Source organism: Amycolatopsis sp. DG1A-15b (genome assembly GCF_030285645.1).
Classification (GTDB): Bacteria; Actinomycetota; Actinomycetes; order Mycobacteriales; family Pseudonocardiaceae; genus Amycolatopsis.
The window spans coordinates 5,788,843-5,803,143 of the sequence record NZ_CP127296.1 but is presented as its reverse complement, the minus strand read 5'-3'; the positions used below and the strand labels follow the sequence as shown (position 1 = coordinate 5,803,143).

Annotated in this window: 12 protein-coding genes; 2 read left to right on the top strand and 10 right to left on the bottom strand. The window is 74.9% G+C overall.

Annotated elements, in window-relative coordinates:
- Positions 1 to 831: a glycosyltransferase gene (locus QRY02_RS26470; protein ID WP_285985552.1), complete on the bottom strand. Its 831-nt coding sequence runs from the start codon at positions 829 to 831 to the stop codon at positions 1 to 3.
- 315 nt (positions 832 to 1,146) lie between these two features.
- On the opposite strand from QRY02_RS26470, the gene QRY02_RS26465 reads away from it, so the two are divergent.
- Positions 1,147 to 2,577, top strand: a complete 1,431-nt coding sequence (locus tag QRY02_RS26465; protein WP_285985551.1) for an exopolysaccharide biosynthesis polyprenyl glycosylphosphotransferase — start codon at positions 1,147 to 1,149, stop codon at positions 2,575 to 2,577.
- A complete protein-coding gene (locus tag QRY02_RS26460) occupies positions 2,559 to 3,947 on the top strand; it encodes a putative glycoside hydrolase family 15 protein (RefSeq protein WP_285985550.1) in 1,389 nt (462 codons plus the stop codon). Before QRY02_RS26465 ends, QRY02_RS26460 begins: the two co-directional genes overlap by 19 nt.
- Positions 3,948 to 4,104: 157 nt before the next feature.
- On the opposite strand, the gene QRY02_RS26455 is transcribed toward QRY02_RS26460, so the two are convergent.
- The 9 genes from QRY02_RS26455 to QRY02_RS26415 all read right to left on the bottom strand — a co-directional run bounded on the left by QRY02_RS26455 (position 4,105) and on the right by QRY02_RS26415 (position 14,271).
- Entirely contained in the window at positions 4,105 to 5,235 is a 1,131-nt protein-coding gene (locus tag QRY02_RS26455; protein WP_285985549.1) for a glycosyltransferase family 4 protein, read from the bottom strand.
- The gene (locus QRY02_RS26450; protein WP_285985548.1) at positions 5,232 to 6,341 is read right to left on the bottom strand and encodes a glycosyltransferase; all 1,110 of its coding nucleotides are present in this window, start codon (positions 6,339 to 6,341) and stop codon (positions 5,232 to 5,234) included. Before QRY02_RS26450 ends, QRY02_RS26455 begins: the two co-directional genes overlap by 4 nt.
- Entirely contained in the window at positions 6,338 to 7,762 is a 1,425-nt protein-coding gene (locus QRY02_RS26445) for an oligosaccharide flippase family protein (RefSeq protein ID WP_285985547.1), read from the bottom strand. Before QRY02_RS26445 ends, QRY02_RS26450 begins: the two co-directional genes overlap by 4 nt.
- Positions 7,759 to 8,979, bottom strand: coding sequence for a glycosyltransferase 87 family protein (locus QRY02_RS26440; protein ID WP_285985546.1), 1,221 nt, complete (start codon positions 8,977 to 8,979; stop codon positions 7,759 to 7,761). The genes QRY02_RS26445 and QRY02_RS26440 overlap by 4 nt, the downstream gene beginning before the upstream one ends.
- A 380-nt stretch (positions 8,980 to 9,359) precedes the next feature.
- Positions 9,360 to 10,214: a YveK family protein gene (locus tag QRY02_RS26435; RefSeq protein ID WP_285985545.1), complete on the bottom strand. Its 855-nt coding sequence runs from the start codon at positions 10,212 to 10,214 to the stop codon at positions 9,360 to 9,362.
- Positions 10,211 to 11,263, bottom strand: a complete 1,053-nt coding sequence (locus QRY02_RS26430; protein ID WP_285985544.1) for a glycosyltransferase — start codon at positions 11,261 to 11,263, stop codon at positions 10,211 to 10,213. The genes QRY02_RS26435 and QRY02_RS26430 overlap by 4 nt, the downstream gene beginning before the upstream one ends.
- Entirely contained in the window at positions 11,238 to 12,470 is a 1,233-nt protein-coding gene (locus QRY02_RS26425) for an O-antigen ligase family protein (protein WP_285985543.1), read from the bottom strand. Before QRY02_RS26425 ends, QRY02_RS26430 begins: the two co-directional genes overlap by 26 nt.
- A gap of 2 nt (positions 12,471 to 12,472) precedes the next feature.
- The gene (locus tag QRY02_RS26420; RefSeq protein ID WP_285985542.1) at positions 12,473 to 13,438 is read right to left on the bottom strand and encodes a polysaccharide deacetylase family protein; all 966 of its coding nucleotides are present in this window, start codon (positions 13,436 to 13,438) and stop codon (positions 12,473 to 12,475) included.
- Positions 13,435 to 14,271 carry a DMT family protein gene (locus QRY02_RS26415; RefSeq protein WP_285985541.1) on the bottom strand — a complete coding sequence of 279 codons (837 nt, stop codon included), beginning with the start codon at positions 14,269 to 14,271 and terminating at the stop codon, positions 13,435 to 13,437. Before QRY02_RS26415 ends, QRY02_RS26420 begins: the two co-directional genes overlap by 4 nt.
- Positions 14,272 to 14,301: the final 30 nt, after the last annotated feature.

Sequence of the window (14,301 nt, the reverse complement as noted above, 5' to 3'; positions counted from 1 at the left end):
TCACAGCTTCCGGTAGGGCGCCGGGCTCAGCCGGTCGCGCGCGAGCAGTTTCAGGTATTGCACGACGGTCCGCCGCAGCTTCAGCTTGCTGGGTCCCTGCTTGCGGTCGTACCGCAGGGCCAGCGGGACCTCGGTGATCACCGGGCGGCAGTGGCGCAGCTTGAGCAGCAGCTCCACCATGCAGGCGAAGCCCTGCTCCTCGATGAGCCGCTCGCCCCAGTGGGCGGAGGCGCGGGCCAGCAGCGACGCCCGGTAGGCGCGGTAGCCGCTGGTGAAGTCCCGGACGCCGTCGACGTCGAGGGTGCGGTGGAACAGCTGCGCCGCGCCGCGGGACAGCAGCCGCCGCCCGAACGGGGCGGTCCGGTCGTCGCCGCCCGGGACGAACCGGGAGCAGATGGCGACGTCCGCGCCGGCGGTGATCTCCGCCTGCAGCGCGCGGATCAGCGCCGGGTCGTGCGTGTCGTCGGCGTCCATCACGACGACGACGTCGTCGGGACCGGCTTCCTCCAGCGCCGCCCGCAGCCCCGACTGCACCGCGCGGCCGAGCCCGAGGTTCACCAGGTGCCGCACGACGCGGACGTCGAGCCCGCCGTAGCCCGCCCCGGCCACGGCGACCGTGGCGTCGGCGGAACCGTCGTCGACGACCCAGACGGTGACCTGCTCGGTGCGGGCCACGTCGGCGAGCCGGCGCAGCAGCGGCGGCAGGGACGCTTCTTCGTTGAACGCGGGCAGCACGACGTGCGCCCGTCCGCCGGTCCGTCCCCCGGTGGGATCCGCTCCAGTGCGGTCCGGTTCGGACAGTGTGGCCAGGGTGGTTTCTTCGCGCGCCACGGTTCCCCTCGTCTGGTTTGTCTTCGTTTTGGCCCGTCACCCGTCCGGACTCGGGTTTGGTGCGGCCGTCCAGTCCTATTCGGCTATGTTGTGTGGTTTCTTTAGTGGCCCCGGAAATCCCTCGGAAGGATGCGCGTCATCAGAACTACGTGGTGTTTCCGGAAATCACCGGATCGGGTCTGCTGGACGCCCCGATCGAGTGTATTTCCCGACGTTTGCGGAAAAATTCACTCGATCGTGCCGGTGTTGCCTCGAATGGCTGAGTCGTGAAGAAAGCGAGAATGGAACCCTCATGTCAAGTAGAGGTCGAGACCGGTGACTGAACTCAGGGACACGGTCGTCACCGAAGCGGTGCCGGCGCAGCGGCGGGTCCGGCCGGGCGACCGGCCGCGGGACGCCGTCCGCGCCCGTCCGCTGCTCGCCAGGGTCAACGCCGTGGCCGTGCTGCTCGTCGCCGTCGACGGCGACGCCTGGCTGACCGCGGTGCTGCGGACCGGGCCCGGCCCGGTGTGCGCCGCGGTGACCGCCGCGGCCCTCGCGGGGGCCCGGGTGGCCGCCCGCGTCCACCGCCGCCGCCTCTGGCTCTCCTGGCTGCAGGACCTGCCGCGCTCGGTCACCGCCACCGCGCTGGCGTTCGCGCTCGTCACCGGCTTCGGGCTGGTGGCCGGGATGGACGGCGACGAGACGGCGCGGATGCAGGAGGTGGTCCTCTGCTTCGCCGTGCTCAGCGAAGCGGTCCGGCCCGCGGTCTTCGCGTTCGGCCGGTGGGGCCGCCGTCGGCTGCGCCGCTGCGACCGGGCCGTCGTGGTGGGGTCCGGCCGGATCGGCGGCGAGCTGGTCCGCACCATGCTGGAGCACCCCGAGTTCGGGCTGCTGCCGGTCGGCGTCGCGGCGTCCGGCCCGGAACCGGTGCCCGCCGGCCTGCCGGTCGAACGGATCGACGGCGACCTCACCGGGGCCATCGCGCGGCTGCGCGCGGGCACGGTGATCCTCGCCCCCGCCGACGACCGCGACGGCGCGATCGTCGACGCCGCCATCACCGCCCACCGCCTCGGGTGCGTCACCCTGGTGCTGCCGCACCTGTTCGAGCTCTGCCCGGACGGGCCGGGCGTCGACCGGCTCCGCAGCTACCCGCTGGTGTGGCTGGGCGGCGCGCCGACCCGGCGGCCGAGCTGGTGGGTCAAGCGCGTCGTCGAAACGACGCTGGCCGCGGCCACGCTCGTCGTCCTCGCCCCGGTCATCGCGGTCTGCGCGCTCGCGGTCGCGGTGGAGAGCGGGTTCCCGGTCTTCTTCCGGCAGGTGCGCGTCGGGATGGACGGCGGCACGTTCGTGCTCTACAAGCTGCGCAGCGTGCGGCAGGCCGCCGTCGACGATTCGCAGACCCGCTGGTCGGTCGTGGGCGACCACCGGGTCGGCCCGGTCGGCCGCTTCCTGCGCCGGTCCTCTTTGGACGAACTGCCGCAGCTGTGGAACGTCGTGCGCGGGGAAATGTCGCTGGTCGGCCCGCGGCCGGAGCGGCCGGTGTTCGTGCACGAGTTCTCCGCCGTCCACGACCTGTACTGGGCCCGGCACCGGGTGCCGACCGGGCTGACCGGCCTGGCGCAGGTGCACGGCCTGCGCGGCGACACCTCGATCGCGGACCGGGCGCGCTACGACAACTACTACATCGCGAACTGGTCGTTGTGGCTCGACGTCAAGATCATCATCCTCACGGTGGGAGAACTGCTGTGCCGAAGGCAACGCTGATGCGCCACCACCCGGTGGCGTGCTGGACGGCGGCGTTCGTGCTGCTGGCCGGCTGCCTGGCCGGCTGCGTCGCCAGTTCGGCGCAGGAGATCGCGGCACCGCCGCCGAAGCCGCTCGCGCCCTGCGCGTGGTGGTACGGGATCGGCCGGCCGCCGACGTCGCCGGAGATCGAGCAGGCGGCCAAGCGCTACCAGGTCGTGGTGCTCAACGCCGACCAGGGGGCGGCCATGCGCCGCCTGCACCAGCTCAACCCCCGGGTGAAGGTGCTGGTGTACAAGGACCTGTCGAGCACGCGCAACTACCCGGGCGCGGTCGACGGCGGCCAGGACGCGGTCTTCCTGCCGAGCGGCATCGGCTACGTCGCCGCCCAGGAGCACCACCCGGAGTGGTTCGCCCAGGACGTCAACGGGCGGCGGATCGAGTGGCAGGGGTACCCGCGGCACTGGCAGATGACGGTGTGGAGCCCGGACTACCAGCAGGCCTGGACCGACGCCGTCGTGGCGGAGGTGGCCCGCGAGGGCTGGGACGGGGTGCTCGCGGACAACGACTTCAACTCACTGAGCCACTATTCGTCCGCGGTGCTCGCGGGCACGGCGAACGTCGCGGAGACCGACCGCAAGCTCCGCGACGGCCTCGACGCGTTCCTGTCCAAGGCCGGTGACGCCCTCACGAACGTGCAGAAGCTCCTGGTGCCCAACGTGTCCGAGACGCACCTGGTGCCGGGCCGCTGGACCGCGCACTCCCGCTTCGGCGGCGCGATGGAGGAGAACTTCGGGTTCCGCGAGAACGGCGGCACCGGCGGCCTGCTGACCTTCCGCGGCAACGAGTTCCAGGAGCTGCGCGCCCAGGCCGCCCTCGGCGAGTCCCTGCTGCTGCTGGTGACGCGGACGCACAACGCGCGCGAGGAGCGTTCCGGCTACGCGAGCGCGGCCCTGCTCGCCGGCCCCCGCACGTGCTGGACCCGCGCGACCACCGACGACTACCGCGCCCCGGAGTGGTCGACGTTGCAGGATTCCGGGCTGGGCGAGGCGATCGACGCGGCGAGCCGGCTGGCCAACGGCGTCTGGACCCGGACGTTCACCCACGGCTGGGTCGCGGTCAACACGACGGCGTCCACCCAGACGGTGGAGCCCCCGGAGGGCCTGGTCACCCCCGGCGCCCCCGCCCCCGCCCCGACCCCGACGCGAACCACCACCCCCACCCCGACCTCGCCACCCACCTCGGCTCCGACGTCGCCCCCGCCCCCGCCCTCGCTCACCCTGCAGGCCGCGGATGCGGTCGTCCTGGTCGACCCGCAGCAACTCGTGAAACGCGGCACCTGGCGGATCACCCGCGACGAGTTCCGGATCGGTTTGCTCTGGGCAAGGTGACCAAACTCGTGTCGACCCCCCAATCACGCGAGTCGACCCCTCAATCACGCGAGTTCCGCCTTCAATCACGTGAGTTCCGTCCGGGATCACGCGAGTTCGGGCTCGGAGCACGCGGAGCCCGGTGAGCGAAGGGTCATCTCGCGTGATTGAAGGGCCATCACGCGTGATTGGCGGGACGACACGATGTCGTCAGCCGGTCGTAGAGGTCCAGGTGCCGGCGGGCGCAGGCCTCCGGGTGGTAGCGGGTGTGGGCGCGTTCGGCGAGGAGCCGGCCCAGGCGGCCCGGGTCCGGCTCCGCGAACAGGGCGCGTAGCCGCGAGGCCAGTGCCGGGACGTCGCCCGGTGGGGCCAGGAACGCCGGGGCGCCGGGGACGTCGAGCATGGCCGGGACGCCGCCGGTGGCCGTGGCCAGGACCGGCTTGCCCGCGGCCATCGCTTCGGCCACCACCAGCGGCTGCTGCTCCATTGTGGACGGCAGAACCAGCGCGTCCGCGCCGGCGAGCAGGGCGGGGACGTCCGGCCGGAAGCCGAGGAACGTCACGCGCCCCGCCAGTGGCGGCTGCCGCGCGGCCCGCTCCGCCGCCGCGCGTTCCGGGCCGTCGCCGACCACCGTCAGCCGCGCGTCAGGGGGCAGCACGCCGGGCACGCTCAACGCCGCCAGCAGGTCGAGCACGCCCTTGCGCTCCACCAGAAGCCCGGCGAAGACGAGGTGGCGCACCGGCCCCCGCGGTGGGTCCGGTTCGGCCGGGGACACGCAGTTGTCGACGTGCGCCAGCCGCCCGGCGGGCACCCGCAGGCGACGGCGCAGGAAGGCTCCCATCGCTTCGGCCGGTACGATCGTCCGGTCCAGGACGCGGGCGACGACGGCGTCTCCGGCCAGCACCGTCCGCGTGTACGCCGACGGCCCGGCCGCCCCGCGCTCGCCCCGGAACCACGGCTCCGCGACGTCGTCGGGCACGCCGTGGTAGGTCTGGACCAGCGCCGGCCGGGCCCCGCGGGCGAACCGCAGCCCCGCGATCACCAGCCCCGCGCGCCGGTCCTGCGCGTGCACGACGTCGGGCCGCCACGCCCGCAGCGCCGCCCGCGCCCGGCCCGCCGCCGCGAGGTCTTCCTTGTCGGCCACCGCGAGTTCCTCGTGGTGGCCGCCGAGCAGCGAAGCGCCCCGCGCCGGCACGGGACCGAAGACGCGGACGTCGTGGCCGTCGGCGGCGAGCGTCGCGGCCAGCCGGACGGTGACGTCCACCGGACCGCCGCGGTCCTGGGTGAGCAGGTAGGCGATGCGGGTCACGAGAGGCGCTCCGGTGGGGTGAGTTTGTCGACGAGGGCGGCGATCTGGTCGGTCATCCGCCCCCGGTCGAAGGACAGTTCGGCGCGGCGGCGGCCGCGTTCGCCTTCGCGCCGGGCCAGCCCGGGGTCGGCGAGGCGCGCGGCGACGGCGTCGGCGAGCCGGCCGACGTCGCCGGGCGGCAGCACCGCGCCCGCGTCCGCGACGCTCTGGCGCATCCCGCCGACGTCGAACGCGACGACCGGCCGCGCGCACGCCATCGCTTCCAGCGGCACCAGCGCCATGCCCTCGGCGCGTGAGGGGAGGACGACGACGTCCGCGGCGGTGTACCAGGCCGCCGGCTCGTCGGTGTGCCCCGGCCAGCGCACGGACGCGTGCCCCGCCACCGGGTGCCGCTCGCGCCACACCGGGCCCATCGGCCCGTCGCCGGCGAAGACGAGCTGCGCGTCCGGCAGCCGCCGCAGCACCGCGGGCCAGGCCGACAGCAGCTGGTCCTGGCCCTTGAGCTCGGCGAGCCGGCCGAGGCAGACGGCGATCGGCGCGTGTTCGGGCAGCCCGAGCCGCCGTCGTGCCGCGGTCCGGTCGCCGGGGACGAACCGGGTGGTGTCGACGCCGTTGCAGACGACTTCCGCCTCGGCGGTCACCCCGGCGGCCCGGCCGGCGGCCAGTTCGTCGTCGCTCACGCAGACGACGAGGTCGGTCCACCGCGACGCGAGGCGTTCCCACGCGGCGGACGCGCGGCGCAGGGGGCCGCCGGCCGTCTCGAAGGACCACAGGTGCGGTTGGAACACCGTCGGGCGGCCGCCGCGGACGGCCAGCCGGCCGGCGAGGCCCGCTTTGGAGCTGTGCAGGTGGACGACGTCGGGGTCGAGGTCGGCCAGGAGCCGCCGCAGCCGCAGCGCCTCGGCGACCGAGCCGGGACCCGGCGCGCGGCGCGCGGCCCAGCCGCGGACTTCGATGCCGAGTTCGCGGGCGCGTCCGGCGAGCCAGCCGGACGGTGGGCAGACGATCGTGACGGACCAGCCGCGGTCCCGCTGCGCCACGGCGAGTTCCAGGACGACCACGGCGACACCCGCGGTGACCGGCTGGGAGACGTGCGCGAGCTTCACCGCAGGCCTCCCCGGCGCAGTTCGGCGAGCGCACTCCGCTGCAGCAGCAGGGTCGCCCCGGCGTACCCGGCGACGAGAACCGCGGCTTCGGCCACCACTCCCGGCAGCGAGTCCCCGAACCGCCGGCCCAGGACCACCGCCGGCACGGCGCCCGCCACGCAAGCGAGCGTGACGCGGGCGAACATCCCGCCCAGCTCCGCCACCGAAGGCGCCACGCCGAGCCCCGCCAGCACCCGCCACGCCACCGGTACCACCAGCCAGGCCGCTGCACACTGGACGGAGGCCACCGCTCCGATCCCCGCGTGGGTCAGCACCGCCAGCCCTACCGCGAGCAGCACCAGGTGCGTCGTCTCGAGCGCCAGATAACGCCGGACGTGCCCGGTCGCCTTCACCGCCTGGTACCAGATCTGCAGCAGGCAGATCCCCACGCCGTAGCCGGACAGCAGCACCAGGGGGCCGGCCGCGCCCGCCCACCGCTCGCCCAGCAGCACGACGTGGCCGGCGAGGACCGCGAGCGCCAGGTACAAGCCGCCGGTCACCACCAGCACCGCGCGGGTGAACCGGGTGACCGCCCCGGCGAGGGGCGCCCCCTTGCGCCGCAACCGCGTGAACACCGGGAACGCGACCGCGCCGAGGACGACCGCCACCATGATGTAGGGCACCCAGGCGAGCCGGTACGCCAGCGAGTAGACGCCGACCGCGTCCGCCCCGAGCCCGTGCCCGACCGCGAAGTAGTCGAGGTTGACCAGCAGCGCGCCGACGACCGCGGCCGGCCCCACCACGGCCACCCAGCCCAGCACTTCGCGCGCCGCCGCGGCGTCCCAGCACGGCCGTACCCCGCCGCGGGCCAGCGCGCCGAGCAGCGGTTGCGTCACCGCCGTGGCCAGCAGGCCGAGCACCAGCGACAGCGGCCCGACACCGCACGCGGCGAGCACGACGGTCAGCACCGCGCCCAGCACGGCGCTCCCGCCGTCGGGCAGCAGCCGTCGCCGGAAGTCGAGCTCCCGGTGCATCAAACCCATCTGCACCCCGCCCGCCGCCGAGAACGGCAGGCCGAGTGCGGCCAGCCGGACCAGCCCGGCGGCGTCCGGCGTGCCGAGCAACGCCGTGAGCGGGCCGGCCGCGGCCACCAGCGCGACGGCCAGGACGATCCCGGCGCCGACGCTCAGCGTCAGGACCGTCCCCGCCGTCCGGCGCGCGTCGCGCTCGGTGCGCCCGATGACGTCGTAGACCCCGATCGACTGGACGACCTGGCCGAGGTTCACCAGCGCCACCGCGAGCGCCACGGCGCCGAGCTGGCCCTCGGTGAGCAGGGCGGCCAGCACCAGCGTGACCAGCATCTGGCTGCTCTTGCTGACGAGGTTGACCACGCCCAGCCACAGCGAGCCGCGGACCGCGCGGGTCCCGAGCGCGGCCGTCACGGTGCCCGCACCCGGCTTGCGGCGACCACGGCGAGGCCCCACGCGAGGACCACCGCGACCCCGTCCACGGTGACCGCCGTCCGCGACCCGAGCACCGAGACCACCAGACTGTCCACTGTGTACAAATGGGCGAAGGGGACGGCGAGCGCGAGGACGGCCAAGCCTGCCGCGCCCCAGCCCCGTTCGCCGCGGTGGTGCCACCACAGCGTGGCCACCGCGGCCATCGCGGGGACGGCGATCAGCACGTCACCGGGCTGGTGCACCACGCAGACCACCACCGCGAGGAGGGTCAGCAGGTCGGCGACGGGCTCTTTCGCCTTCCGGATGAGCAGCGCGCTCGCGACGAGCACGCCGGCCAGCACCACCAGCTCGCCGCCGGAGGGCGCCCAGCCGGTGACCCGGAACAGCACCGCGGCGACGTCGATGCGTTGTGCGGTCACGGAATCCACGGCGCCGTAGTCGGTACCGCGGGCGTGGTCGAGGTTCGCGACGACGACGTCGAGGAACGGCCCGATGCCGCCGCCCCGCACCACGAGGAGCACGACGACGGGCAGGCTGGCGGCCGCGGCGATGGCGGTGCCGAGCAAGGCGACCCGCCGCGAGCCGCGGGCGAACAGCAGGACGGCCAGCGGGAAGCCGTACTGGGGCTTGAGCCAGGCGAGCGCGAGGGCGACGGCCGCCCACCCGGGCCGGTCGCGCCGGGCGAGCACGGCACCGGCCGCGCCGAGCGAGATCAGCGGGTTGACCTGGCCGACGAAGAGCTGGGCCTTCCCGACCTGGCTGGTCACGAGCAGCGCGGCGACGACGGCGGTGGTGACGGCGAACGGCACCGGAACGTACCGCCGGACGGCGTGCGCGGCCACCGCGGCGAGCGCGATGAGCAGCAGCAGCGAGAAGAAGGTGAACGCGACGGCGCCGACGCGGTAGCCGGGCAGCGCGAACGGAGCGTGCAGGAGGAGGTGGTAGGGCTGGTAGAGGTTGAAGTCCTGGCGCACCGGCCAGTGCGCGAACATCGCGGCGGGGTCGTAGGGGTTGCCGCCGGCGAGGAACTCGCGGATGGGGAAGTAGAGGGCATCGCGGAAGTCCTGCAGCCGTTCTTCGCCGAGGACGGCGGGGGTGGGCAGCGGGACTCGCCACGAAGGGGAGACGGCGTGCCAGGTGCTCAGGCCGCCGGCGAGGGTCGCGAGGAGGAGGACGAGACGCTGCCTCCGGGACATGCGGGCGCCGCGGCTGAGGGCCGGTCGCCGGTCGGTGACGGTGTCTTGCGAGGCACCGTCGCGACCGAGGCGCCGGTGGCGCCCGGGGGAGGTGGGGGCAGTGGCGGTGTCTTGCCGTGAGGTCATGCCTGCACCACCGCCGCGAGGGGGGCGGGACGTGTTTCGCTGGGCGTGGGCAGCGCGCCGGGAATCGGGTGTGGCCGTGAGGTCATGCCTGCACCACCGTCGTAAGGGGGGCGGGACGTGTTCGGCTCGGCGTGGGTACCGTGCCGGGAATCGGGTGTGGTCGTGAGGTCATGCCTGCACCACCGTCGTAAGGGGGGCGGGACGTGTTCGGCCCGGCGTGGGTACCGCGCCGGGAACCGGGTGTGGCCGCGAACTCATGCCTGCACCACCGCCACCAGCACCGCATCCGCCGGCAGCACTGCCACCGTCGCGGTCAGGTCCGCCTGGTTGCGGCCCGCCGCCGTCACGGCCACCACCGAGGCGCCCTCTCCGGGCTCCTCCGGCAATCCGGCCGCCAGCTTGGCCGCCGTCTCGGTCAGCTCGGGTGTCGCCGGCAGCACGCGGACCGGCCGTCCGGCCGCGCGGCAGAGCACCGCCAGCCGGTCCGCCGCCGATGGGTCCGCCTCCTGCAGGACCGTCACCGGGCGGTGCACTCCCGCCGCCGCCAGTGCCCGGCGCACCGGGCCGGGGCCGGCCCCGAGCGGGGTCAACCGGCGCAGGGCGGCCGTCGCCAGCCCGGCGGCGACCGCGCCGACCAGGGCCAGCCCGCCCACCAGCGGTACGTCCGGTGCCACCGTCAGCACCTCCGGCCGCGCGTCCAGCGTCCGCAGCTTCCCGGCCGGTGCGAGGAGATCCGCGTCGATCATCGCCTTGCCCAGCGCCAGCGCCGTCGCGCCCGCCTGCTCCGGCGACGCCGCTCGCACCGACAGCCGCGCCAGGCCCGATGCCGGGACCAGCTCGACCGACACGTGCTCCGCGAGCTCGTCGGGGCGGTACCCGGACACCGGGGCCGCGGCCGAAAGCACCGACGGGCTGCGGGCCAGCTCGACCAGCGCCGGCAACGCCAGCGACACGACCTCGCCGTAAGGAGCACCGTCCGCCGCGGCGGGGCCGGCGAGCAGGCTCACCCGGCCCTGGTACTCCGCGCCGCGCGTCAGGCCCACGATCAGCACGAGCGCACCCACCAGCAGCGCCACGGCGACGCTCGAGACAACACTGCGGTACTTCATCGGGCACCTCGGAGCAACTCGTCGTAGGACTTCATGAGCGTGTGCGGGTCGTAGTCGCGTTCGACGGCCCGGATTCCTTCGAGCGCCGTGGTTTCCCGCGCCGCCGAGTCGAACAGCAGGGTGCTCAGCGCCGCGGCCGTCGCGGCCGGATCCGCCGGCGGCACCACGATCCCGCCGCCACCGGCCAGCACCCCGGCGATCCCGCCGACGTCCGTCGCGACCACCGGCCGGCCGGCCGCCATCGACTCCAGCACCGCCAGCGGCAGGCCTTCCCAGTCGCTGGTCAGCACCGTGACGTCGGCCGCGGCGAGCAGGTCCGGCACGTCCGCGCGGGTGCCGAGGAACTCGACCCGGCGGCCCAGCTCCTGCGCGCGCCGCTCCAGTTCCGGACGCAGGCTGCCGTCGCCGGCCAGCCACAGCACGGCGTCGCCGCCGACCGCGGCCCAGGCGTCGAGCAGCACGTCGTGGCGCTTCTGCGGTTCCAGCCGGGCCACGCAGAGCGCGACCGGCGTCCGCTCCGGGACACCGAGGGACGCGCGGATCTCCGCGCGGCCGAACACCGGCGGCCTCGGGAACACCGCGTTGCGGATCACCACCGGACGCTCCAGTCCCGACGCCTCCAGCCGGTCCGCGGTGGCGGCGGAGACCGCGACGACCTGGCCGGAGGTGCGGCGCAGGATCCGCGCCGCCGCGGCGTAGTCCGGTTCGGCGACGCCGTGGAAGACGGTGATCGGCCGCCGCCCGGGGACGAGCGCGAGGCGGGCCACCAGGCTCGCGCCGACGTTGTGGGCCAGCACGACGTCGGGCCGGAACCGCGCGATCGCGCGGCGGGTGGCCCAGGCCGCCTTCAGCACGCCCGCCTTGCTGCGGCGGGCGAGCGGCACGGGGAACGTCGGCGTGCCGCCCGCGGCCAGCGCGTCGGCGCGGAAGCCCCCGCCGCTGGCGACGGCGGACACCCAGCCGTACTCCTCGCCGCGGGCCACCATGCCGGCCACGAGCGTCTCCGCCCCGCCCGCCCCCATCTCACTGATCACGTGCAGCACCCGCATCGGCGCTTCCCTCTCCTTCTCGTCGGACCCGGGTTTCGGCCGCGACGGCGAGCGCGGCCAGCGACCACAGCGGCAGGTAGTACTGCTCGGACAGGAACGTCGAAGTCACCAGGACGGCCAGCAGCGACGCCTGGATCGCGACCGCCTCCGTCCGCCGCGCGCCGGGGCCCGCTCGGCGGACCGTCCGCTCGCTCGCCACCGCGGCGGTGACGACCACCCCGGCGAACAGCGCGAACCCGGGCAGGCCGAGTTCCGCGGCGACCTCGAGGTACATGTCGTGCGCCACCGGGGTCTGCTCGTCGACCTCGGCGTTGTGCGACTCGGCGGCGTAGTGCTCGCGGAACCCGCCGGGACCGACGCCGAGCACCGGATGAGCGGTCAGCATCCGCGCCGCCGCCTGCCAGCGCAGTTCCCGCGTGTCCACATTGGACGCCGCGATGAAGCTCTTCTCCTGCAGGGCCCGGTCCAGCTGCGGCCCGGCGAACGCCCACGCGCCCAGCCCCAGCCCGGCGACCGCCACGGCCGCGGCGGCGAGCACCTGCCACGGCAGCACCCGGCGCAGCAGCAGCCAGCCGACCGCGGCGGTCAGCCCGAGCGCGCCGCCGCGGGAGAACGTCGCCGTCGCGCCGGCCACCAGGACGATGCCCGCGGCCGTCAGGACGGCGCCCCGGCCCCGGCGGTGCAGCGCCGCGAGCAGGGGCACCGCCGCGACGAGGAAGTAGGCCAGGTCGTTCGGATCCGGCTGCGGCCCGCTCGCCCGCGCTTCGCCCTCGGCGACCAGGCTGTAGAGGGCACCCGCGCCGGCGGCGGTCGCGCCCGCGGCCGCCGCGAGCAGCAGCCACCGGATCGGCACCTCCCGGCTCGCGACGTCCGCGAGCACCGCGGTGACCACCAGGAACGGCAGCCAGCGCACGGTGTACTCCGCGGTGAACGGGCCCGCCGCGTGCACGGACGCGGTCGCCGCCAGCACGACGGCGAGCAGCGCGAGGACGGCGTGCAGCGGGGTCGGCCTTGGCGGCTGCCGGTGGCGGATCCGCACGGCGAGCCAGACCACGGTCAGCAAGGCGGGCGCGACCTTGCCGAGCTGGCTCTGCACGGCCGTCAGGTAACCCTCGACCGGCGCCAGTGCGACGGTCGCGCACGCGAGGACCCGAAGCAGCGTCGTCTCGAAAGTCTCGCGTTGAGCAGGCCTGACGACCGCGACCATAGTCACCTTCTGGCGTCCAATCTGGTCACCGGCCGGGTGCGCCGCACGACCGTCCGGCTGACGTACTCCCCGGTGCCGACGACGTCGAAGTGCTCCCGCAGCGCGGAAAGCACCCAGCCGAGCCAGGCCACCTTCCGCGCACCCGGTGCCGCCATCCCGGGGAAGAACTCCATCCCGGGAGCGTCGGCGGCGCCGAGGACGTCGGTGGGGTGCAGCAGCAGCGAAGGAGACACGCCGCGGACGAGGCACAGCCGCAACGCCGTCCGGAAGTACGCCCGGGCCAGCCGCGGCGAGATCGCGTGCAGCTGCAGGAGGTACGCACCGTGGATCGGCGTGCGCAGCAGCGGCATCGTCGTCACCGGGAGCTCGACCAGCGCGCTGCCCGCGCACGTCTGCCAGCGGTGGGCGTGCACCGGGGCCAGCACCCGGGAGACCCCGCCGAACAGCTCGCCGGTCCCTTCTTCCGAAGTCTTCGCCGTGCGGTTGTGGTACGCGCGGGCCAGCGGGCCGATCCACGTCGGCAGCGTGCTGGCGTCGTAGGCGTAGCCGCGTTCGGCGAGCAGCTCGACCAGATCCCGCGTGACGCTGTAGCCGGGGCCGCGGAACCCGCTCGGCCGGGGCGCGCCCGCGGCGGTGATCGCGGCTTCGGTCCGGCTCAGCTCGTCCTCGAGCCGCTCGCGGGAGTAGCGGTGCAGCCAGGGCTCGTGGCCGAAGGAGTGGTTGGCCACCTCGTGCCCGGCCGCGGCGATCTCGGCGACCGCCTTGGCACCGTCTTCGCGGACGACGTCGGCGCCCACGACGAAGACCGTCGTCGTCAGGCCCTGTTCGCCGAGGATCTCCAGCAGCCGCGGCACCGCGGACGGCAGGAAACTGGGCCGGTCGCGCCAGCCGGGATCACCGTGGGTCTTGAGATAGGCCCACAGGTTGTCGAGGTCGATCGAGACGCTCGCGAGCGGCCGCGGGGTCACGCCGCTTCCCCCGCGAGGGCGGGGGCGCCGGCGCGGGACTGCACGCCGAGCAGCAGGACACCGCACACGACCACGGCGAGGCCGGTGGCGACCCACGCCCCCTGTCCGGCGACGACGTGGTCGCCGAGGACGGCGATGCCGGTGACCGACGCCAGCACGATCGTGGTCGCGTCGGCGGTGGCCACGACCGCCGCCGCCGGCCCGCGCTGCAGGGCGGCCGCCATCGATGCCTGGCCGAGCACCGCGGCCGCCAGCATCAGCCAGGTCAGCGGATTTCCCGGCAGGGCAAGGAGATCGAGGTGCGCGAGGGTCCGGCTGGCGACCGCCACGACGGCGAACGCGACCCCGGACAGGACCGCGGCCGGCAGGAACGTCCCCGCCCGGCCCGCCGGGATCATCGCCAGCCCGGTGCCGAGCACCACGACCGCCAGTGCGGCGACCCCGGCGGCCGGGAGGTCGGTGGCGACCGAGGCCGACGACGCCCCGGCCAGCACGACCAGTCCGGAAGCCAGCAGCACCAGCGTCATCGCTTCCCCGGTGCGGATCCGCCACCCGAGGACGAAGACCCCGAACGCCGTCGCCAGCCCGATGGCCGACGACGACGCGGCCTGGACCAGGTACAGCGGCAGGGACGCGCGCGCGAAGAACGCGAGCGCGAAACCGCCCAGCTGACCGGCGAAACCCAGCAGGTACAGGCGATCGGCGGCGAGCCGGGCCAGCAGGCCCAGTCCCGTGCCCGGCCGGTTTCCGGCCCGCCGGGCGGCGACGCTCTGCGCGACGATCCCCACCGCGTAGAGCACCGCGGACGCCACGAGCACCGCGTAATCCACCACGAACCACTCCTCATGTCCCGCCCCGCGTAC